At 69.4% G+C, this 21,578-nt stretch carries 18 protein-coding genes and 2 tRNA genes; 8 read left to right on the forward strand and 12 right to left on the reverse strand.

The features are described from left to right. The first annotated feature begins 128 nt into the window (after nt 1-128). The 8 genes from RT688_RS05975 to RT688_RS06010 all read left to right on the forward strand — a co-directional run bounded on the left by RT688_RS05975 (nt 129) and on the right by RT688_RS06010 (nt 5,245). A tRNA-Cys gene (locus RT688_RS05975) sits at nt 129-202 on the forward strand. 71 nt (nt 203-273) lie between these two features. After that, entirely contained in the window at nt 274-531 is a 258-nt protein-coding gene (locus RT688_RS05980; RefSeq protein ID WP_313703927.1) for a hypothetical protein, read from the forward strand. A gap of 123 nt (nt 532-654) precedes the next feature. Continuing rightward, nucleotides 655-729 (forward strand) — tRNA-Cys (locus RT688_RS05985). A gap of 77 nt (nt 730-806) precedes the next feature. Then, nucleotides 807-1,145: a DUF1622 domain-containing protein gene (locus RT688_RS05990; RefSeq protein WP_313703928.1), complete on the forward strand. Its 339-nt coding sequence runs from the start codon at nt 807-809 to the stop codon at nt 1,143-1,145. Between the two features lie 255 nt (nt 1,146-1,400). Beyond that, a complete protein-coding gene (locus RT688_RS05995; RefSeq protein WP_409521885.1) occupies nt 1,401-1,733 on the forward strand; it encodes a YnfA family protein in 333 nt (110 codons plus the stop codon). An 83-nt stretch (nt 1,734-1,816) separates the two neighbouring features. After that, nucleotides 1,817-2,431, forward strand: a complete 615-nt coding sequence (locus RT688_RS06000; RefSeq protein ID WP_313703929.1) for a PEP-CTERM sorting domain-containing protein — start codon at nt 1,817-1,819, stop codon at nt 2,429-2,431. Between the two features lie 255 nt (nt 2,432-2,686). Next, nucleotides 2,687-4,783 (forward strand): TonB-dependent receptor domain-containing protein, encoded by a 2,097-nt coding sequence (locus tag RT688_RS06005; RefSeq protein WP_313703930.1) that lies wholly within the window; start codon nt 2,687-2,689, stop codon nt 4,781-4,783. Between the two features lie 51 nt (nt 4,784-4,834). Continuing rightward, nucleotides 4,835-5,245, forward strand: a complete 411-nt coding sequence (locus RT688_RS06010; protein WP_313703931.1) for a MerC domain-containing protein — start codon at nt 4,835-4,837, stop codon at nt 5,243-5,245. Between the two features lie 141 nt (nt 5,246-5,386). Here RT688_RS06010 and RT688_RS06015 read toward each other — a convergent pair whose 3' ends face one another. The 12 genes from RT688_RS06015 to RT688_RS06070 all read right to left on the reverse strand — a co-directional run bounded on the left by RT688_RS06015 (nt 5,387) and on the right by RT688_RS06070 (nt 21,436). Continuing rightward, the gene (locus tag RT688_RS06015) at nt 5,387-5,755 is read right to left on the reverse strand and encodes a transcriptional repressor (RefSeq protein WP_313703932.1); all 369 of its coding nucleotides are present in this window, start codon (nt 5,753-5,755) and stop codon (nt 5,387-5,389) included. Nucleotides 5,756-5,862: 107 nt separating this feature from the next. Further along, nucleotides 5,863-6,774 carry a diguanylate cyclase domain-containing protein gene (locus tag RT688_RS06020; protein WP_313703933.1) on the reverse strand — a complete coding sequence of 304 codons (912 nt, stop codon included), beginning with the start codon at nt 6,772-6,774 and terminating at the stop codon, nt 5,863-5,865. Further along, nucleotides 6,771-10,298 (reverse strand): response regulator, encoded by a 3,528-nt coding sequence (locus RT688_RS06025; RefSeq protein WP_313703934.1) that lies wholly within the window; start codon nt 10,296-10,298, stop codon nt 6,771-6,773. The genes RT688_RS06020 and RT688_RS06025 overlap by 4 nt, the downstream gene beginning before the upstream one ends. Beyond that, nucleotides 10,295-11,710, reverse strand: a complete 1,416-nt coding sequence (locus RT688_RS06030) for an oxygenase MpaB family protein (RefSeq protein ID WP_313703935.1) — start codon at nt 11,708-11,710, stop codon at nt 10,295-10,297. Before RT688_RS06030 ends, RT688_RS06025 begins: the two co-directional genes overlap by 4 nt. 8 nt (nt 11,711-11,718) lie before the next feature. Beyond that, nucleotides 11,719-12,603, reverse strand: coding sequence for a carotenoid biosynthesis protein (locus RT688_RS06035; protein ID WP_313703936.1), 885 nt, complete (start codon nt 12,601-12,603; stop codon nt 11,719-11,721). A gap of 34 nt (nt 12,604-12,637) precedes the next feature. Continuing rightward, a complete protein-coding gene (locus RT688_RS06040) occupies nt 12,638-14,869 on the reverse strand; it encodes a TonB-dependent receptor (RefSeq protein WP_313703937.1) in 2,232 nt (743 codons plus the stop codon). Nucleotides 14,870-15,084: 215 nt separating this feature from the next. Next, on the reverse strand, nt 15,085-15,765 hold the full coding sequence (locus tag RT688_RS06045; protein ID WP_313703938.1) for a hypothetical protein: 681 nt from the start codon (nt 15,763-15,765) through the stop codon (nt 15,085-15,087). A gap of 599 nt (nt 15,766-16,364) precedes the next feature. Further along, nucleotides 16,365-17,891: a hypothetical protein gene (locus RT688_RS06050; RefSeq protein ID WP_313703939.1), complete on the reverse strand. Its 1,527-nt coding sequence runs from the start codon at nt 17,889-17,891 to the stop codon at nt 16,365-16,367. Nucleotides 17,892-17,916: 25 nt separating this feature from the next. Next, nucleotides 17,917-18,456: a hypothetical protein gene (locus tag RT688_RS06055; protein WP_313703940.1), complete on the reverse strand. Its 540-nt coding sequence runs from the start codon at nt 18,454-18,456 to the stop codon at nt 17,917-17,919. 10 nt (nt 18,457-18,466) lie between these two features. Continuing rightward, the gene (locus RT688_RS06060; protein WP_313703941.1) at nt 18,467-19,165 is read right to left on the reverse strand and encodes a C39 family peptidase; all 699 of its coding nucleotides are present in this window, start codon (nt 19,163-19,165) and stop codon (nt 18,467-18,469) included. Continuing rightward, complete coding sequence (locus RT688_RS06065; RefSeq protein ID WP_313703942.1) at nt 19,162-19,605, reverse strand: hypothetical protein; 444 nt, start codon at nt 19,603-19,605, stop codon at nt 19,162-19,164. Before RT688_RS06065 ends, RT688_RS06060 begins: the two co-directional genes overlap by 4 nt. Before the next feature lie 106 nt (nt 19,606-19,711). Next, nucleotides 19,712-21,436 carry a hypothetical protein gene (locus RT688_RS06070; RefSeq protein ID WP_313703943.1) on the reverse strand — a complete coding sequence of 575 codons (1,725 nt, stop codon included), beginning with the start codon at nt 21,434-21,436 and terminating at the stop codon, nt 19,712-19,714. Between the last annotated feature and the right edge of the window lie 142 nt (nt 21,437-21,578).

Below are 21,578 nucleotides of genomic sequence, written 5' to 3' on the forward strand. Positions count from 1 at the left end.
GCGCAACCTTGCCAAGGTTGAGGTCGAGAGTTCGAGACTCTTCTCCCGCTCCAGAATTCAGAGAAGGCTGCCTTCTCGTGTTGATTTGGCTTATAACCCGCCAGCTCAGCAGTAGTACCATATACTCTGGCGAGGTAGCAAAGCGGTTATGCAGCGGCCTGCAAAGCCGTCTAGACGGGTTCGACTCCCGTCCTCGCCTCCAGAATAGATGTTCAAAATAGCCCAACGTCGTTTGGGCTATTTTCATTCTGGGCCTCATGCAAGATTTCCAAAATGATCACCCGCCGCGACATCGACACCCTCAAGCAAGCCTGCGCGCTCACCCTGCGCGTCTGGCGTGACGCCTCCCCGTTTTTCTTCAGTATCGAGCTGTGGCTGATGGTGCTGGTCGCCGGCGCCACCGTCGGCGGCCTGTTCCTGGCCGTCCTGCACGACGCGCGCAGCCTGCTGGCCTTCGGCTTCGCGATCGGCTACGTCGCGCTGCGCTCGGTACTGCACGTGAAGCGCATCGTGACCTGGCCCTTCGGCTGAAGACGTCGGAGCTGGCGTCCTGCGCATCGGCAGGGCGCTCGCGCACCCGGATCGAACGAAGAGCTCGCCTCTGCTTGATCTTCCTCAGCGCTCAGCCAGCCCAGCAGTCGTACCATGAAGTCTGGCGAGGTAGCAAAGCGGTCATGCAGCGGCCTGCAAAGCCGTCCAGACGTGGTTCGACTCCCGTCCTCGCCTCCATATAACGTCGATATCGCCGGCTCCTGCCGGCGATATGCTTTCTGCCTGCCCGTTCCGCCGCTGAGGGGGAGACTTGCGTGTTCCAGGAGGTCGAAGAGCAGGTCCAGTCGTGCGTCGAGTGGCTGCGCCTGATGGTCGAGGCGCTGGGCGCCGCGGTGATCGCGGCCGGCCTGGTGCTGGTGGTGGCGTCGCTGGCGCGCCACGTGTTCGGGCGCGATGGCGGCGGCTTCACGCCGATCCGCCTGGCGTTCACGCGCTATCTGACGCTGGCGCTCGAGCTGCAGCTGGCCGCCGACATCCTCTCGACAGCGGTGGCGCCGACCTGGGACCGGATCGGCAAGCTGGCCGCGATCGCGGTGATCCGCACCACGCTCAACTATTTCCTCAGCAAGGAACTCCGGGACGAGGGGCGATAGCGCGAACGCCGCGCCGGACGCACGCCGCCATGCCGATGCCGACAGGTAAGGGGATGGACGCCGCACCCGCCGCGCCGGCGCCGTTGCGCCCGGCGCCGGGCTTCGCGCGGTCCTGCCCGGAGCGCAGCGCCTGGCCACCTACCTGAGGTCGCGCCCGCGCCCGCTGCTCGGCACGGCGCGCGGCGGGTATGGCACAATGCCGTTCCCTTTGCACATTGGCAACGCAACCGGCCTGGTTGCTCCCCCTTCCGATCCATGATCCTGAAAACCGCACTGCTGTTCGTCGCGACCGCGATTGCCGAAATCGTCGGCTGTTTCCTTCCCTACCTCTGGCTGCGCAAGGGCGGTTCCGCATGGCTGCTGCTGCCGGCCGCCGCCAGCCTGGCGCTCTTCGTCTGGCTCTTGAGCCTGCATCCGGCGGCCAGCGGCCGCGTCTACGCGGCCTATGGCGGCGTGTACGTCGCCACCGCCCTGGCCTGGCTGCGCTTCGTCGACGGCATCGAACTGACGCGCCTGGATTGGGCGGGCGCCGCGATCGCCCTGGGCGGCATGGCGATCATCGTGTCGGGGTGGAGCCGGCAGGGCTGAGACAGGTCCTGTCGTGCTCAAGCTTGTCGACAGGAAAGGGAGCTGTTAAGGTCTGGCCCTTTCATTCCTTTCCTGTCCTCCCCATGCGTTCGAAACTTGCATTTGCCCTCGCGTCGCTGTTCCTTGCCGCTTCCGCCCATGCCAACCTGCTCGTCAACGGCGGCGCCGAAGACGGCAGCCTGGCCGGCTGGACCGCCGGCGGCGATGCGAACCCGACGATCGACGACGGCCGCTTCGATCCCGGCATCGATCCGCACGGCGGCGTGACCATGTTCCTCGGCGGACGCGGCGCGCTCGGTTCGCTGACCCAGAACGTGGCGCTGGGCGGCGGCAGCGCGCCGCGCCGCCTGCAACTGTCGTTCTGGCAGCAGGGGCTGGACCAGGGCACGCCGAGCGACAACGGCTACGTGTCGCTGACCTGGCGCGCGCTCGACGGCAGCATCCTCGGCGTCGCCGCCAGCACGGTGCTCGACTCCCACGACGGCGTCTGGCAGGAGTACCGCGGCTGGTTCGACGTGCCGGCCTCGGCCTTCTCGGTCGACTACACAATGCACTTCGTGCGCCACTTCGGCCATGACCTCGACAGCTTCTTCGACGACCACGTCCTGAACCTGTTCAAGGTGCCGGAACCGGGCACGCTCGCCCTGGGCGGCCTCGGCCTGCTCGCCCTTGCGGCGCTGCGCAGGCGCCGCGCATAAGGACGACGGCGCTCCCCGGGCGGCGCCGCGCCGCCCACCGTCTTCATCCGCTTCCTGCCCGCTTCCTGCCCGCTTCCTGCCCGCTTCCTTCCCATCTTCCGCCTGCATCCTTCCCGCGCGCCCGATCTCGTCGGTCTTTCGCTAATGATTTTGAATTCTCATCTTTTAATGATACTGAATTCTCATTATAATTAGCTCAGCCAGCCTTGGCCCTCCCAACAAGAACGAACCGCCATCCGATAAGGAACCCGTCCCATGCACGACTTCGCCTGCAAACCCACGCCGCTCACGCTGTCCATCCTGCTGGCCTTCAGCCCGCTGGCGGCCCATGCCCAGACCCAAGCCCAGGCCGACGCTTCCCGCCTGCACGCCGACCCGGACAGCATCCCGACCGTGGTGATCTCGGCCAGCGCGCTGGGCCTGGTCGGCGACGACATGGTCACGCCGGTGACCTCGCTCGGCGGCGGCGAACTGGTGCGGGCACGCGAATCGACGCTCGGCGAGACCCTGGGCAGCCAGCCCGGCATCACCTCCAGCCATTTCGGCGCCGGCGCCAGCCGCCCGGTGATCCGCGGCATGGACGGCCCGCGCGTGAAGATCCTGTCCGACGGCGCCGAAGTGCAGGACGCCTCGACCATCAGCCCCGACCACGCGGTCGCTTTCGAACCGGTGCTGGCCGAGCGCATCGAAGTGCTGCGCGGCCCGTCGGCGCTGGCCTATGGCGGCGGCGCGGTCGGCGGCGTGGTTAACATCCTCGACCGCAAGATCCCGACCGCGATGCCGGAACAGCCGGTCGAAGGCTCGATGGAGCTGCGCGCCAACACGGTGGCGCGCGAGAAGACCGGCGCCTTCGAGCTGACCGGTGGCGCGGGCAATGTCGCGGTCCACCTCGAGGGCGTCAAGCGCGATGCCGGCGCCTACCGCGTCGGCAGCGGTTGGGAAGAGGGCGGCCGCGTGGCCGGCAGCTTCAAGGATACCCAGACCGGCAGCGTCGGCCTGTCCTGGATCGGCGAGCGCGGCTTCATCGGCGCGGCCTATACCAGGGAGCAGACCGAATACGGCATCCCGGGCCACCACCACGAATTCGGTTCCTGCCATCCGCACGGCGACCACCTGCACTGCGGCGGCCACGACGAAGCGGGGCACGAGGGCCACGACCACGACCATGAGCACGAACACGAGGAAGGCGAGGTGCCGGTCGTGAAGCTCGACAGCGAGCGCTGGGACGTGCGCGGCGAATACCGCGATCCGCTTCCCGGCTTCAGCAAGGTCCGCATGCGCGCCTCGCTCACCGATTACCGCCACGACGAGCTCGAGGACGGCATCGTCGCCACCAGCTTCAACAACCGCGCCCACGACGGCCGCGTCGAACTCGAGCACAAGCCGCTGGCCGGCTGGCGCGGCGTGGTCGGCGCCCAGACCAGCCGCCGCGACTTCAGCACGGTCGGCGACGAAGCCTACGTCCCTGCCACCGTCACGAAGAAACACGGCGTGTTCGTCACCGAGGAATACAAGTGGAATGACTGGCGCTTCGAGGCGGCGGCCCGCCACGAGTGGCAGGACATCAAGGTCGACAGCGCCACCCGGCGCGACACCGACGCCCGCGCCACGTCGCTGGCGGCCGGCGCGGTCTGGAAGTTCAGCCCGCAGTATTCGCTGCGCGCCTCGGTCTCGCGCAGCCACCGCCTGCCGACCGCCGAGGAACTGTACGCCGACGGCGTGCACCTGGCGACCAGCACCTATGAGCTCGGCAACGAGAACCTGAGCAAGGAAACCTCGAACAACGTCGACCTCACGCTGCGCAAGTTCGCCGGCGCCACCACCTTCTCGGTCAGCGCCTTCCACAACCGCGTGAAGAACTACATCTATGCGAATACGCTGGACAACCATGAAGGCTTCCAGCTGGTCGAGTACGCCCAGCGCGACGCCACCTTCACCGGCCTGGAAGGCGAGGTGCGCCACAAGTTCTCGACAACGTACAGCGCCACCCTGTTCGGCGACCTGGTGCGCGCCCGCTTCGACGACGGCGCCAACCGCAACATCCCGCGCATCCCGCCGCACCGCATCGGCGCGAAGTTCAACGCCGACTGGCAATCCTGGCACGGCATGGTGGAGCTGGTGCGCGTCGGCCGCCAGGACGACGTTGCCCGGTACGAGGGCGAAACCGGCGGCTACAACATGCTCAACATCGGCACCCACTACACGACCCGGATCGGCAAGCTGCCGGCCCAGTTCTATGCGCGGGTGAACAACCTGACGAACGAGCTGGCCTTCAGCCACACCTCCTTCATCAAGGACGCGGCGCCGCTGCCGGGCCGTAACCTGACGGCGGGCCTGCGCCTGATCTTCTGACCGTAACAAGAACAGGCAAGGCGTGGGCGACCGCGCCTTGCGGAGAACCGAATGAAAAACCTGATCAGGCTGGGCGACTACGCCGGCATTGCCGCTTCCATGCTCTGCCTCGTCCATTGCGTGGCCGCGCCGCTGCTGGTGCTGGCCTTCCCCATGCTGGGCCTCGGCGGCCACGACCACGCCTTCCACGACATGCTGCTCGCCGCCGTGACCCTGCCGGTGCTGCTGGCGCTGCTGCCCGGCTACCTGGCGCACCGCGATCCGCTGGTGCTGCCGGTCGGGCTGGCCGGCCTGGCCTGCTTCCTGGCCGCGGTCTTCTTCGTCGGCCCGCGCTACGGGCAGGCGGCGGAGACGGCGCTGGCGATCGCCAGCAGCGTGCTGTTGGTGGGAGCGCACCTGCGCAATCATCGGGGATGCAAGCGCTGTGTCGCGGCTGGGAAGGACAGCCGGGCTGCTCACTGATCGTTGGACGCGTGGACGGCGCAGCCGTCCACCCTACGGGGCGAGGGAGAAGTTCTCGAAACGCGGGCAGCAGGACGTAGGGTGGACGGGTTCCCCGTCCACGCGTTCAAATCACGCGTTCGTTAAGAAGCAAAATGCCGTTCAGCGGCACTGGCTGCACAAGCCGTACAGCGTCAACTCGTGCGACTCGAGCACGAAGCCCTCGGGCGTGAGCTTCTTCATGTCCCCCGGACAGGCATGGACCTCGTACATCTTGTCGCAGCCGCGGCAGTGGAAATGGTGGTGGTGCTCGTGTCCGGCGATCTCGTAGCGGTCGCCGGCGCCCGGCAGCGACACCGTCGCGATGTCGCCCGCCTCCAGCATCGCCTTGATGTTGCGGTAGATGGTGGCCATGCCGATCCCCGGCACCGCGCCCTGCGCGTGTTCCAGTATCTCCTGCGGTGACAGCGGGCGTCCGGCGGCGGCAATGCATTCCTGGATGGCCTTGCGCTGTCGCGTGTTTCGTTCCATTCGATCGGTCCTTCGGCCGGCAAGGCGGCAACGTCAATCTCGTAAAGGGTCAATCTCGTATTATCGCGCGATTCGCGTCCGGCCGGTACTGCGCCGCGCCTGAAGGCTCAGGCGCGGTCGCGCCATACCACCCGGTCGCGCCCGGCCTGCTTGGCCTTGTACAGGTGCGTGTCGGCCGCCTCGAACAGCGCGCAGGCCGACTCGCCGCCCGCCGGCTCGCAGGTGGCGCCGCCGATGCTGGCGGTGACGTAGGGCGCCGCGCGCGAGCCGGCGTGGGCGATCGCCAGCAGCGCCACCGCCTCGCGGATCGTGTTCGCCACGTGCCGGGCCTGGCCGGCGTCGGTGCCCGGCATCAGCAGCACCAGTTCCTCGCCGCCGTAGCGCGCCGCCAGGTCGGCCGGCCGCCGCATATGGGAACTGGCGGCGCGGGCAACCGCGCGCAGCGCGCGGTCGCCCGCCGGGTGCCCGTACAGGTCGTTGAACTGCTTGAAGCAGTCGACGTCGAGCAGGGCCAGCGACAGCGGCTCGCCGGTGCGGCGGGCGCGCTGCCATTCGAGCGCATAGACCTCGTCGAAACGGCGCCGGTTGGCCAGTTCCGTCAGGCCGTCGACGTTGGCCAGGTGTTCCAGCATGCGGCGCTGGCGCACCAGCTGCAGGTGCAGGGCCACGCGCGCCAGCACGACGGTCGCGTTGAAGGGCTTGGCGATGTAGTCCGAGGCGCCCATCTTCAGGCCGGCGGCCTCGTCCTCCGGGCGGTCCAGGCCCGAGATGAAGATCACCGACACGTGCTCGGTGGCGGGCGCGGCGCGCAGGTGGCGCAGCACTTCGTAGCCGCTCATGTCGGGCATCATCACGTCGAGCAGCACCAGGTCCGGCACGTGGCGCGCCGCCCGTTCCAGCGCCTGGGCGCCGTTCTTGGCCAGCAGCACCGTGTACTCGGGCTGCAGCAGCTCGCACAGGACGTCGCGGTTGATGGCGTCGTCGTCGGCGATCAGGACCTTTTGCGGTTCGGTGTTCATGCCGGCTCCTCCATGGGCAGGCCGAGGCGGCGCGCCAGTTGCGCCAGCGGCGCCAGCGCGGCCTGGTATTCGAGATCCTCGACCGCGGCGGCCACCGCGGCGACCAGCGCCGCGTGCTCTTCGCCCGGCAGCAGGGCCTGGAGTTCCGCGGCGGCGTCGCCGGCGCGCGCGTCGTCTTCCTGCAGCCAGGCTTCGAGCCGCTTGACGAGCGCCGGCAGCGCGGCCGGCGTCGCCGCCTGCGGCGCGCGCGGGTTGACCAGCTCGCCGAAGCCGTCGAGCACCGCGGCCAGCGTAGTGGCCAGTTCAGCCGCCAGTGCCGCGGCCAGCGCTTCGGCCTGCTCCCGCGCCGATCCCGCCGGGGCGGCGCCGTCGCGCAGGGCCTCTTCGAGCTGCCCGGCCTGGCCCGACAGCGCATGCGCGCCGACATAGGCCGCGCTCGACTTCAGGTTATGCGCCAGCATCTGCAGCGGCGCGTTGTCGCCGTCCGCCAGCGCCTCGGCCAGCTGGCGCGGCGCCTGGCGGTATTCCTGGACGAAGCTGCGCACGCGCTTGAGCAGGCGCGCCTGCTGGCCGTTCACCCCGGCCAGCGCGCTGTCCCAGTCGACGCCCGCGATCGCCGGCAGCACGACGGGATCGACGGATGCGGCCGGCCCATCGTGCGGCGGCGGCGCGCCCGGATCGGCCCGGCCGGCCAGGCGCGCCGCATCGATCCAGGCGAGCAGGGCGCGCAGCAGTTGCGCGGGGTCGATCGGCTTGGTGATGTGGTCGTTCATGCCGGCCGCCAGGCTCTTGTCGCGGTCGCCGGCCATCGCGTGCGCGGTCATCGCCACGATCGGCAGGCCGCGCAGGCGTTCGATGGCGCGGATGCGGCGGGTGGCGGTGAGGCCGTCCATCTCGCGCATCTGGATGTCCATCAGCACCAGGTCGTAGTCGCGCTCCTGCACCATGCGCAGCGCTTCCAGCCCGTTCATGGCGACGTCCACCTGCACCGGCGCCGCGGCCAGGAAGTCGAGCGCCACTTCGCGGTTGTTGCTGTTGTCCTCGACCAGCAGGACGCGCGCGCCGCGCAGCCGGGCCAGCTCGCGCGCGCCGGTGTCGACCCGCGCCGGCGCCTGCGCCCGCGCCAGTTCCGGCCGCAGCACCTGCAGCAGGCTGTGGTAGAGCAGGGCCGGGCCGACCGGCTTGGTCAGGAAGCCGTGCAGGGGCAGCTGTCCCTCCTGCTGCAGCACGGTCTCGCGGGTGCAGGCGCTGACCATCAGGATCGCCGGCGGCGCCGCCAGCGCGGCCTGGGCATGGATGCGGCGGATCGTCTCCACGCCGTCCCAGCCCGGCATCATGTAGTCCATCAGCACCACGTGATAAGGCGCCCCGCGTTCGCTGGCGCCGGCGAGCAGCGCCAACGAGCGCTCCCCGGAATCGACCGCGTCGGCGGCCACGCCGAACGAGTCGAGCATCTCGACCAGCGCCTCGCGCGCGGTCTCGCTGTCGTCCACCACCAGCACGCGCATGGCCTGCAGCGGCGCGCCCGGCGTCGCCAGCGTGCCGTCCGCGGCCTCGTCGCCGGCGCCGAGCCGCACCGTGAAGCTGAAGCTGCTGCCCACGCCCGGGGTGCTGGCGACGGTAATCCCCCCGCCCATCAGTTCGACCAGCTGCTTCGAGATCGACAGCCCCAGGCCGGTGCCGCCGTACTTGCGCGTGATCGAGCCGTCGGCCTGGCTGAACGACTGGAACAGCTGGGCCAGCTGGGCCTCGTCCATGCCTATCCCGGTGTCGCTGACGCAGAAGCGCAGGGTCACGGCGTCGATCGTGCGCGCCGCCACCTCGACCGCGACCACGATCTCGCCGCGTTCGGTGAACTTGACCGCGTTGCTGGTCAGGTTGATCAGGATCTGGCCCAGGCGCAGCGGGTCGCCGACCAGGCGCGCCGGCACGCCGCGCCCGACCCGGAACACCAGCTCGACGCGGCGCGCGTCGGTCTTCACGGCGGTCAGGTTCGACAGGTGCTCGAGCAGTTCGCCCAGGTCGAAGGGCAGGCGCTCGAGCGTCATCTTGCCGGCCTCGATCTTGGAAAAGTCGAGGATGTCGTTGACCAGGCCGAGCAGGTGCTCGCCGGCGCCGAGGATCTTGCCGAGGTAGTTGCGCAGCTTCGGATCGGGATCGGCCATCAGGGCCAGGCGGCTCATGCCGATGATCGCGTTCATCGGGGTGCGGATCTCGTGGCTCATGTTGGCCAGGAAGTCCGACTTCATGCGCGTGGCCGCTTCGGCGCGCAGCATCGCGTTCTGGATCGCCTTGGTGCGCAGGCCCAGGATGCGCATGAAGATCAGCATGTCGATCGCATTTCCGAACTGCAGCGCGTGCATGGTCCAGAAGTTGGCGGGCAGGGCGCCGTTGATGGTCTGGCTCAGCACCAGCGAACTGGAAAAGCTGATGGTCCAGCCGACCAGGAAGTAGATGCCGACCCGGTCGCCGCGGCGCGCGCGCATGAAGGCGCCCGGCAGCCCGAGCAGCATCGGCATGATGCCCAGGGTGCTGACGATCGCGACCAGCATGTCGACCCCGATCAGGCCCGAGGCGTAGGCCAGCGCCGCGATCACGCACAGGGCGGCGCCGGTGTGCATCAGGCGGCTGAAGACGCGGTCCATGCCGGGACGGGCCAGCGCCTGGCCGACGAACAGGTAGGCGCCGCAGGACGACATCAGGGCGAACAGGCCGCCGGCGTGGATGTTCAGCCAGACGTGGTTGCCCCAGAAGTACTGGCTGCCCAGGCCGAAGAACTCGGCCGAGAACAGCGAGGTGCCGGCGACCAGCAGCGCGAACTTCGCGAACAGGGGCTCGCGCAGGTTGACCCACTGGGCCAGGGCGTAGAGCAGCAGGCACAGCGACAGGCCGGCCAGCAGGCCCTGCAGCATCTGCTCGCCGACGGCGTCGTGAAAGAACACGCTCGGCTGCGAGAAGCGGATCGGCAGGATCATGGCGCCGGTGTTCTCGATGCGCAGGTAGAGCTCGTAGCGTTCGCCGGGGGCGAGGTCGAGCAGCAGCGCCGGCGTGCGGGTGCTGCGCGCGGCGGCGTCGGCCGGCTGCAGGTTGCCGGCCAGGCCGTGCTGGCGCACGCGGCCGTCGACCGTCAGGAACATCTCGACCCGGTTCAGCACCGCGTAGTCGATGTCCATGATCCAGTGGCCGACGCTGCCCGCCGGGACCGCGAACGGGATGCGCAGCCACAGCACGTCGCGCTGCACGCCCAGCGTGGCGTAGGCCAGCGTCGGCGGCGCGAACGCCGCGCCGCGCGCCATGACGTCGTCGATGTCGAGCCGGCCGCCGGGATCGGCCAGGATGGTGACGGCGGGCCAGGCCTCGAGCGCGCCGACGCGGTCGTCGAGCACCAGGGGCGCCGCCGGGGCCGCCGGCGTTGCCGCCGCGGACGGCGCAAGCAGGGCAACCAGGACCAGGGCCAGGACCAGGAGCAGGGCTGCGCAGGCTGCACGCAGGACGGACCAGCCGGGCAGCGCGCGCGCCATCATGCCTCCTCGCGTTGTTCGTGTTGTTCGTGTTGTTCGTGTTGTTCGCGTTGCGCCGCGGCGGGAGGCGGCGGACGCAGGCGCTGCTCGAGCGCGTTCATCCACTTCGGCGCCGCCGGGTCCAGGTCCCAGCCCTGCACCGCATGGTCGACCTGGTTCAGCAGCGCATCGGGCAGCTTGAGCGGGCGGGTCTGGTCCATCAGCAGCCTGACCGTGAGCCGGTAGCCGAGGATGCGGCTGCACAGGCGCGAGATCGAGAAGCCCGGGTGCACGCGGCGCCCCAGCCAGTCGACGCCGCGCACGGCCAGCATCGCCGCCACGAACAATCCCTGCGAGAGCAGGGCCACCGGCCCGTCGAGGCCGAGCTCGCGCGCATTGCGGCGGCCGCACAGGTAGCGCGTCAGCAGCACCGGGAAGGGTTTTACGAGGGGCGACGGGATCTGGTCCTGCATCGCGCGCATCAGGGCCGTGGCCAGCGCCGGGCGCGGGTCCGGCGTCGCGTAGGGCAGGCCGGCGGCGGCGGCCTCGCGTCCGCGCGCCTGCAAGCGTTCGAACAGCGCGGCGGCCGCGTCCATGTCCTCGACCAGCAGGGACTGCTCGATGCCGAGCAGGTGGCCGACCACGTTCCAGCCGTGCAGGTAGGCCGCTTCCTCCTGCGCCGTGAGGCCCAGGCCGAGGCGGCGCAGCGAGCGCAGGAACACGTAGTGGAAGGTCAGCAGGGTATAGGCCAGCTCTTCCTGGTTGCAGGGCAGGCCGTGGGCCTGCACGTCCCAGCCGCGCGCGTACAGGGTGCGGTGCAGGCCGGGGCCGTCGGGCGCCAGCGGCGGCAGCCCCGCCGGTTCGCCGCCGGCCACGGCCGCCGCCGGGTGGCCGCGCATGATCAGGTGGCGGATGGTGGCGTGGATCAGGCGCACCTTGAGCACCTGCGCCACGCCGCCGCCCTCGGGCGCGGTCAGGCCGCCGCGCAGCATCACCGGGAAGATCATCGCGGCGGTGGCGCGCACCCGGTAGTCGGTGTGCCGTTCCAGCTGGCCGGCGCTGTGCAGCACGCTGGCCAGGTCGACCGGCACGTAGCACTCGGGCAGGCTGGCGCAGAACAGCAGGGTGCAGGACAGCACGCTCATCCCGACGAACACCTCCTCGGCCTGGCCGATGCGCCCGCAATCGGCCCAGGCCGGCAGGCTGCGCGCGTCGCGCACGAAGTCCTCGAGCACGGCGGCGATCGGCGCCGGGGTGGCGGCGCCGGCGCGCCAGCCGGCCAGCGCGCCGTTGGTCTGCCAGGAGGCGATCTCGCGGTTGACGATGTCGATCGCCTGCCAGCGGTCGACGCCGCAGTCCAGGATGCGCGCGATGGCGTCGTCGGCGAGCGGATCGGCGCGGTAGCGCGGGTCGAGCGCGCTGGCGGGATCGAGCATGGCGCCCATCATGCCTCCCGGGCGACGACGATGACAGGAGCTGCCGCTGCGGCCGCGTTTGCCACGGTGGCCGCGCTGGCCGCAACCGCGGCGCCGGCGGGCATCTGCCAGCGGCTCCAGCCGAACAGCGCGGTCAGCAGCGGGATGCCCATCGCGAACAGGGCGATGGTGCGGGTCTCGACCGGCACGCCGAGGCAGGCCTGGAACACCATGTTGCCGCCGTAGATCGCCAGCGGCACCAGGGTATGGATGCGCGAGACGGTGGCCGCCGCGACCGGAGGATGGCGGCGCAGGGTCAGGCGGAACAGGAAGACGATGGTGAACGAGACGAACATCCAGCCGACGAAGCCCTGCAGGGTCTCGCCGAACCACCAGCCGTCGGGCTTGTGCATGACCCAGGCCTTGAGCTTGAATACCAGGTAGGGGTCGGCGCCGAGGTCGTAGGCGGTGACGATCATCGCCGCCAGGAAGGACTGGGTCAGGGTCTGGCCCAGGGGCGTGGCGCCGTCGCTCGGGGTCTGCCAGACCATCAGGTTGGCGAGCACGTAGGCGATGTAGGTCAGGACGAACCACATCAGCGGGATCACGAAGGGCACGCTGCCGACCGTCGGGCCGAGCACGTCGGTGTAGGTGTAGTCGCCGAAGAACCAGCCGTATTGCGAGCCGAGCTCCTCGGAGGCCCAGCCGAGGCTGACCGCGATCAGCACGAAGTGCAGGGCCGCGCGAGCGCCCAGCAGGTGGATCGCGCTGCTCCAGGCGCAGGCGAACATCGCCAGCGAACCGACGATCAGCATGCGCGTGGTGTCTTCCAGGCCGCGCGTGGCGAGGGCTGCGAGCGACAGGGCCAGCAGGACGAAGGTGATGCGGGGAAGGTTGCGCTGCAACGACTTCATGACGTGATCCTTTATTGGTATTCGAAGCGGGTGATCAGAAGCGGTAGTCCATGCGCACGGCGAGCGCGCGCGGTTCGCTCGGCACGGTCATGCCGAAGCTGTCGATGTTGACCGGGGCGACCTTGTCCTCGACCTTACGCACGCGCAGCAGCACGCTCCAGGGGCCGCCCTGGGGCGCATAGCCCAGTGTCAGGGCGCTTTCGCTGCGGCCCGGCACGCGGTAGCGCAGCAGCTGGCTCGGAATGCCGATCTGGTAGTCGCTGGAGATGCGCGAGAAGGCGCCGGCCGTCAAGGTGCCGGCGCCGACCCGGAAGCCGTGCTCGACACCCAGGGTCAGCACGGCGCTCGGCGCGCGGTCGAGCTTGTGTCCCGCCCAGGAATGCACGCCGTCCGGGCTGTAGGACACGTAATGGGCGTCGAGCAGGGCCAGGGTGGCCCACAGGCGCGAGGCAGACGTCGGCTTGACCATGCCTTCGACTTCCAGGCCCTTGACGCTGGCCACGCCGGCATTGCTGGTGACGTAGCGCGGCACGCCGTTCACCATCGCCACGCCCGACAATTGCAGGTCGCTGTAGTCGTAGCGGTAGGCCGCCAGGTTCAGGCTGGCGCGCTTGCCCCAGAAGCGGCTCTTCATGCCCACTTCATACGAGGTGAGCGTCTCGGGACGGTAGACCAGGGTCTCCGCGGGCACGGCGATGGCGGCCGGACAGCCGGCGCTTGCCGCGCAGCCGTCGTTGAAGCCGCCCGACTTGTAGCCGGTGGCGACCGTGGCGTAGAACAGGGTGGAAGGACCGGCGTCGGCTTCCAGGCCGAGGCGCCAGGTGGTCTTGCCTTGTTCAAGCGCTGCCACGTTCGGCATGGCGAAGTCCAGCGCCGGGTTGAACACCGGGCCGGCCTGCAGGTTGGTCGAGCCGACGCGCGACTTCTCGTCCTCGGTGCGGCGGGCGCCGGCGGTCAGGCGCACGTCGTCCAGCACGCGCCAGGTGGCCTGGCCGAACACGGCGCGGCTCTTCGAGACCACGGGGCCGGCGGGGAACACGTAGTAGGGCGGCAGGCCGATCGGCTCCAGGTCGCGGAAGCTGGTCAGCTGCGTCATGTCTTCGCGGAACCAGTAGACGCCGGCCTGGGCCGAGACCGGGCCGCTTGCGCGGGTGGCCAGGCGCAGCTCGTGCGAATCCTGCTCGTATTCGCCGGCAAAGGACTGGCGCACGCCGAGCGCGTAGCCCGGCATGATGCGGTAGTAATAGTTGACCAGGAAGTCGTGGTCGAATGTGCGGTGCGCGCCCAAGTAGTGCAGGGTGGCCGGGCCGAGCTGCCATTCCAGCCGGGCCGACAGGCCTTGCGTATCGCGCCGGCTGTGGCCCTGTTCGGGCACGGCGTTCGGCGGCACGAAGGCGTTCGTCAGGCGGGCGGTGGTGCCGGCGTCGTAGGGCACCGGGTTGCCGGTCTCGACGCCGCGGTAGAAGTTGGTGTCCGGGACGATCACGTCGTTGTTGTCGCGCTGGACCGTGCGGTCGTAGCGCAGCAGCAGCGCGGCGTCGGCGCCGATGCGCATCCCGGCCGACAGGCGCGCGGCGCGGCTGTCGCGGTCCAGGCCCAGCGTGTGCGGCGTGCCCTGGGCATTGCGCAGCAGGCTGTCGCGGCGGTCGGCGGCAAGCGCCGCGCGCAGCGCCAGCGCGTCGTTCACCGGGATGTTGAACATGGCGCTGGCCTTGCGGCTGCCGTGGTTGCCGAGTTCGAGGCCGAGCGCGCCCTCGCGCGTGTCGCCGGGTTCGTGCGAGATGACGTTGACGACGCCGGCCGTGGTGTTGCGCCCGTAGAGCGTGCCCTGCGGGCCGCGCAGCACCTCGACCCGGTCGACGTCGAGGAAGTCGAGGTTCTGGCTGTGCGGGCGGCCGATGGTGACGCCGTCGAGCATGAAGGCGGCCGAAGGGTCGCCTTTCTCGGTGGCGTCGGCATTGCTGACGCCGCGGATGGTGATGCGCAGGCCGTCGGCGGCCGGGTCCAGGTGCACGCCCGGCAGGCGGGCGCCGAGGTCGGACGGACGGCTCAAGCCGGATTCGGCCAATGCGGCGCCGCTGACGACCGACAACGCCACCGGCGTCTTCGATTCGGGCGCCGCCGTGCGCTGCGCGGTGACGAGGACTTCCTGGATCTGGCCGTCGTCGACGGCGGGTGCTACCTGCGCCTGCGCGCCACCCCAGGCCAAGCCCGAGATGGCGGCAGCCAGCAGCGTAAGGTTCGAACGAACCTGACGGTTGGACATGCTTTCCCCTAGTTCTGTTTCTGTCATTGCATCCGGCGCCCTGGTACTGCGCCTTCTTTGCCGCGTGTGTTTTATGGCAACACATCATTCGGCTGAGCCAAGCCTCGAAGTCTATCAGGACATGTAACCATGAAATAGCTTTTTCGACCATTGACGTAAGGAAACGACAATGCGGCAAGGGGAGGATGTCGAATTGCCAATTGCAAGCCGCGGGGTCAGACCAGGCGATAGCGTGCCCGGTAGGGCTGGAAGCCGACATACTGTTTGAACTGGCGCAGGCCCTGCCGGGCGCCGAACCAGGTGTCGTACATGAACCAGTTCACCTGGCGCGCTTCGATGAGGCTGCAAATGATGCTCGACAGCAGCAGATACATGATGCCGTCGTTGTTCTTGTAGCCCATCAGCTGGTCGGTCGCGACAAAATTGCCGTACAGGGCAATATTGCAGTAAGCCGCCAGCCGGCCCCCGGCATCGAAGACGCCGTGGCATTCGCAGTGGGGCTCGCTCGGATAGGAGCTCCGGCGCATCAGGTAGGAATCGTCCATGGGCCGGCCCTGCCGTTCCGGGGACGAGACATGGATGGCATGGATTTCGTCGAGGTGTTCGTTGCGATCGATGCGCCGCAGCCGGTAGCCGCGCGCGGCCGCCTTGCGGCTTTGGTGACCGGCGCGGCCATGCTGGCGCACGCTGTGGAGATAGGCCGCGGGGTTGTCGAAACGGCTCAGGTCAATCAGGGCGGCGCCCATGGCCTTGTTGCCGAACACTTTATAGCGCGGATGCGGACGCGTGAAGTTGGCGTACACATCGGGAATGGCCGCCGGGTTCAGGCGGCGCTCGAAACACAGCTGCGCCACCGGCAAGCGCGCGAGTTCCAGCGCCAGGCTGGCTCCTCGCATCAGTTTGGCTAATGCTTGAGGCGTTTGCATAAGGTCACCTTATGGAGGGCGGCCCGGGCCGGACCGCCGGCGGCGAGGGGCCGGTGAACGGTCGCGGCCGTGCCGCGCAAGACGATGGAAAGTCATCCCTGGCTCCTGGGCTCTGGTTCCTCGCCCGGCTGTTGTCGCCGGTTCAATGTGAAATCCGTGCGTTTGGCAAGTTGGAACATCAGATAACTGAACAGTTCCCGGGAGACGGCTGATCCCGCACAAGCCGCAGACAAGACCGAGTCCTAAGCTGCCCCCCATCTCCTTGTCCAGGCGAGTTTCATGGAAGAGATCGAGACGGTGTCCGCGCATCAGCCCACGCACCAGGTCACTCCTTTACCGCGCGCGACGAATTCTGCTTCGACAGCCACGTGCCGGCGCTGGAAGACTTCTTCCGCAGGGTGATCGCGAGCGAAGGGAGGGGCAGCCGCATGCCTGGCTGAGGCGCTTGCCGTATGGATGACGGCTGGACGCGCCCCAAAAAAAGACGGCGCGAGCCTTTGCTCTCGCGCCGCCGCCGGCATCGCACCGCCACACACGGTGGCGCGCCAGCACAGGTGCCCCGCCAGCAATCAGAACGACATCGGCACCCGCAGCATCAGCGTCACGTCCGGCGTGTCGCGGGTCAGGCCGGCGCCGACCGCCACGCTCAGCGTCTTCTTGTCGGTCAGGCGGTAGGAGTAGCCGATCAGGAGCGTGCCGAGCTGGGTGCGCACCGAGCCCGGCACCGGGACGCCGCGTTGCTTGGTGCGGCCGACGGAGTTGTGGTCGTAGCCGACGCTGAACGAGGCCTTGTCGTTCAGCGCCAGGCCCATGCCGAAGTTGAACCCGAAGACGTCGCCCGGCGCCACTTCGCCCAGCGGCTCCTTCTCGCCGCCCAGCACGGTACGCTCGACGTTGCTGCGCTTGAAGTTGTGCAGGTAGCTGAAGCTGCCGAAGAACACGGCCGGGTCCGACGGGAACAGCCAGGTCAGGCTCGGCTGCAGCGAGTAGAAGCCCGAGCCGGTCGGCAGCTCCAGCGGCAGGCCGCTGCCGGTCACGTTCTCGCCGATGCAGCGGCGGGTGCAGTCGGTGATCACTTCGAACGGGTCCTTGCCGGTGCGCGACTTGAAGCGCAGGCCGCCGATGAAGAAGGGCTTGTCGACCCCGCCGTCGTTGAGCTGGTAGCGCGCCGCCAGTTCGACGTCGCCCAGGGCCTTGCCGCTGGTCTCGAAGGCGCGCTCGACCGCGGTGCCGGTGAACACCTCGCGGCTGACGGTGGCGTCGCTGCGGTAGACATAGGGCAGCTTGGCCTCGACCTCGAAGCGGTTGGTCAGGCCGCGGCGCAGGGTGACGCTGGCGGTGGCGGTGTTGCGCTTGACTTCGCGCACGTCGACCAGGCCGATCAGGAGCGCCGGGATCACGGTATAGCCGACCAGGGCCACGCGGTTGCTCGACGAGTAGCCGTACTGGATGGCGGGCTCGAAGACGTACTTGCCGCGCGGGGTCAGCACGCCGGGCTGTTCGAAGATCGGCGCTACGTCCGGGGTGCGGCTCTCGGCCGCGGGCGGGCGGCCGACGGCGGCGGTGTTGATGCCGGCGGCCGGCGCGCTGGCCGGTCCGCCGACCGGGGCGGCGGGCGCCGCAGGCTGCGGCGTGGCCGGCCGCGCCGGTTGTTGTGCGAGCTGTTGCGCGGCCGGCTGGCCCGCCGGCGCCGGCCGCTGGCCGTTCTGCTGCGCGCCCTGCTGCGCCGTACGTTGCTGCTGCTGCTGCTGCTGCTGCGCCGGTGGCGGCTGTTGCCCGGCGCCGCCGGTGCCGCGCAAGACGTCGAGCTCCGATGCCGGCAGCGGCAGCGGCAGGCCGTCCGCCGGCGGCGCGGCCGCGGTCCCGGCCAGCACGGGCTGGGCCGGCTGTGCCGGTAGCGGGGGCACGGCGGCCTGGCGCGCGCTGCGCACGTCGCGCTCGAGCTCGTCGATGCGCGCGCGCTGCGCTTCCAGCTGCTGGCGCATGGCCTTGACCTGTTCTACAAGCTCGTCGACGGACTGCGCCTGCGCCGGCATGGCGCCGAAGGCCGCGCTGACGATGAGCGCGCCGACACAGCGTGCCGGGAATGTGTGCATAAATCGCTCCATGTTCGGTACACCGTCAGCGGGGTGCGACGGCTGTTGACAAAGCATTATTCAATCCTTCGGCGAAATTGAGCGCACGTAACATTCCGGCGGTGTTGACGGTGGCGTTGATCGTCGTCTGGTTGTTGATCAACTGGTCGTTGAGGGTGTTCTGGATGATGGTGCCGCCCAGCAGCGAGGCATTCGCGTCACCGCGCAGGGCGCTGGCCACGCCGTTCTGGATCAGGCGCAGTTCGCCCAGCGCCTCGCTGGAAACAAGGCCGTTGCCCTGGGCCAGCTTGCCGATGTCGCCCAGTTGCAGGTCGCTGCGCTCGACGACGTTGCCGTTGATGGTGACCATGCGCTCGATCCCGAGCGTGACCAGGAGGCCCTCGGCGACCAGGAAGCCGCCGCGCGCTTCGTCCAGCGTCTCGCCGTCGACGGCGTTGGCGGCGACGAAGGGAGAGGAACGGTCGGCCGCTGGCGAGCCGTTCGCTGGATCGATGAACGGCTCGCCGGCGGCCAGCGCGGCGCCGGGCAGCGCCAGCAGGAGGGATAAGGCAAGGGGTAGCCGCATGATGGTCTCCTCAAAAATCGCCGGGACCGAATTTCGGCAGCGTGTAGGTGGTGTCGATGGCGCGGTTCACGCCGTCGTCCAGCGGCGCGCGCGGCGCGTTGCGCCAGTCGGCGGCCAGGTTGAATGCGGCCTGTTTCGGACCCTCGTGGATCACGAACAGGATGCGGTTGGCCCACATCTGCTCGAAGCGCGCGCGCGGAATGGCGCGCGTGCCGCGCGAGGGGTCGCCCAGCAGGATGCGGCCGTCCTCGGCGCCCTTGACGACCACGAAATGGTGGTAGCCATTGTCGGAAACGAGCACGATCGCGGGCAGCTTCGCTTCGATCAGCTTGTCCAGCGGCAGCTGGAAACCGTTGGCGGTGAAGCCGCGGCTTTTCAGGAAGCGCTGCATGTCGAGCAGCGAAAAACCCTCGCGCCGGATCTTCTGCTGGTCGCCGCCGAGGAACATCTGCTGGAAAGCGTCCTGCTCGCTGGTCGGGACGCCGTAGTGGTGGGTCAGCAGCGTGGCCAGCGCGGCCGAGCCGCAGCTGAAGTCGTATTGCTGGCGCAGCGTGGCCTGGAAGCGCAGGTCCTTCATGCTCTTGACCGGCATCCCGACCCGCATCCCGCTGGGCAGGGCCATCTCGGCCGCGCCCGCGATCGACGGGGCCGATCCGGCCGATGCGCCCAGCAGCAGGACCACGCTGGCAAAAAGGGCAGGGCGCTTCATTGGAATTGCAGGTTGATGACGGTGGCGTTCTGGATCAGGACGTTGGCACCGCTGTTCTGGATCACGACGGGAATTCCCGACATGTTGGCAAACGAGCCGGCATCGATCGTGTTCGATCCGGTGTTGACGTTGACCGCGCTGTTGTTGGCGACGTCGCCGTTGAGCTTGGTGTCGTTGAGGACCGTGTCGGCCTTGCCGCGTTCGTGGTCGAGGCGTTCGAGGTCGACGGCGTGAACGGTCTCGCCACCGATGTTTGGCGTCTCCTTGATCTCAGTCGGCATGGCGGTGAATGCCTTGGCGTCTTCCAGTGCCGGCAGGCTGCCGAGTTCCGGTGCGTCGAGCAGGACCGGTTCGGCGGCGTGGGCCTGGCCTGCGACGACGGCTGCGAAGGCGAGGCCGCAGGCCTGGCGCATCCGCGCGCTTGCAAAAATCGTTTTCATCGTTTCTCCTGATCGGCTGTGGCCTGCCGCACCCTGGGGGCGGCAGGCCACGCTCCTTCTACTGCTGCTTACTTCGTTCTACCGCGCTGCATGTGTAGCGTGGCGATTACGGGCCAACCTGCATGTTCGACTGCACGTTGACGCTTTGCTGGATCAGGGACGAGAAGCCGTTGTTCTGGCTGATCACCATGATGCCGGCAGCCGACTGGCCGACGCTGGACATCGCGTTCGACATGTCGAAGGTGCCTGCCGAGACGGTGTTGGTGCCGCCGTTGCCGCCGGTCGCCGAGCCGCCCATGCCGCCGGTGCCGGTGCCGGCGGTGTTGGTGCCGCCCATGCCGCCGGCGCCGCCGGTGCCGGTGCCGCCGGTGCCGCCCGCGCCGCCGTTACCGGCGGTGGCGCTGCCCGAGGTCGACGAACCGCCGGTGGCCGAACCAGTGGTGGCCGTGCCACCGGCCGCGCCCGAACCCGAGGTGTTCGAGGCCAGGCCGGTGCTGCCGCCTGCGCCGCCCGCGCCGCCAGCCGCGCCCGAGCCGGCGGTCGAGCTGCCGCCCGAACCCGCGCCGCCGGTGCCGCCGGTCGCTGCGCCGCCTGCCGCGCCCGCGCCGCTGGTGGTCGAGGCCATCGCGCCCGAACCCGCAGTGCCGCCGTTGCCGCCGGCCGCGCCCGCGCCGCCCGCGCCGCCGGTGCCGGTGCCGGCCGTGGCGGTGTTGCCGCCGCCGGTCACGGTGCCGCCAGTGCTGCTGGACGAGCCGCCTTCAGCCGAGCCGCTGGCGCCGCCGGTGCTGTCCGGAGTGCCGGCGCCGCTGCCGCTCGAGGCCATGTTGCCGCCGCTGGAGCTGCCGGCGCCCGAGGAGTCGCCGCTGCTCGACGCGTCGCCGACGGTCACGCCGCCGCCCGAGGCGCCGCTGCCGCCCATTGCGCCTTCGGCGCCGTTGCCGCCGCTGCCGCCCGTGGCTGCGCCGGCTTCGCCGCCCGCGCCACCCGTGCCTGCCATGGCCTGGCCGGCGTTGCCGCCGTTGCCGCCTGCCACGTTACCGTTCGAGCCGCCTGCGCCACCGAGGCCGCCGACGCCGCCTGCGGCGCCCGAGCCGCTCTGTGCGTTGCCGGTCGCGCCGCCCGCGCCGCCTGCGCCGCCGGTGGCGCCGCCAGCCATCGCGTCGGCATTTCCGGTGTTGCCGCTCGTGGCGTTGCCGCCGGTCGAGCCCGAGGCCGCCTGGCCGCCGGTGCCGGCCGCGCCCGCGCCGCCGTCGCCATTGGCGTTGCCGCCCATGCCGTTTGCGCCGGCGCCGCCGGTTGCGCCAGCGCCGTTGGCGCCACCGGTGTTGCTGGCGACGTTACCGATGTTGCTGATCGCGTTGCCGCTGACGCTGCCGTTCAGCGAGCTGGTGGCGGTCGCGCTCGAGGTGTTGAACGAATTGGCCATGCTCGAAGAAGCGGTGCCGCCGTTGTTGGCCGCCGCCGCCGCCTGCTCGCTCGCCGTGGCGCTGCCGGAGCTGCGGTTCTGGCCCGAGTTGTCGCGCATCGACGAGTCATTGCCCTGGTTCGAATTGTCGGTGGTCGTGGTCGTCGTGTTGGTCGACGAATCGTTCCCCTGGTTCGAGTTGTCGCGCATCGACGCGTCGTTGCCCTGATTCGAGTTGTCGGTCGTGGTCGTCGTGGTGACGGTCGAGCTGTCGGTGAAGGAAGCAGTGCCGCCGTCGTTGGCAGTCTGGCCGCTACCGCTCTGCGTGACGGTGGTCGAAGAGTCGGTGGTCGGGTCCGTCGTCTGGGCATGGGCGTTCAGGCCAAAAGCGAGCGACAGGGCGGTAACGAGCAAGGTCTTGTTCATGCAAATTCCCCTAGGGTGTGTGGTTGAGTTCCGACTGGCAGTCGTACCAGCTACAGCGCCTTATGCAAGACCGATGCCAGCGGGGAGGAAATATCCTCAAGTTATTGAATTTTCAGCACAAGTCCACTAGGAAATGTCAAAA

It is taken from the genome of Massilia sp., assembly GCF_032106685.1.
Lineage (GTDB): Bacteria > Pseudomonadota > Gammaproteobacteria > Burkholderiales > Burkholderiaceae_D > Telluria.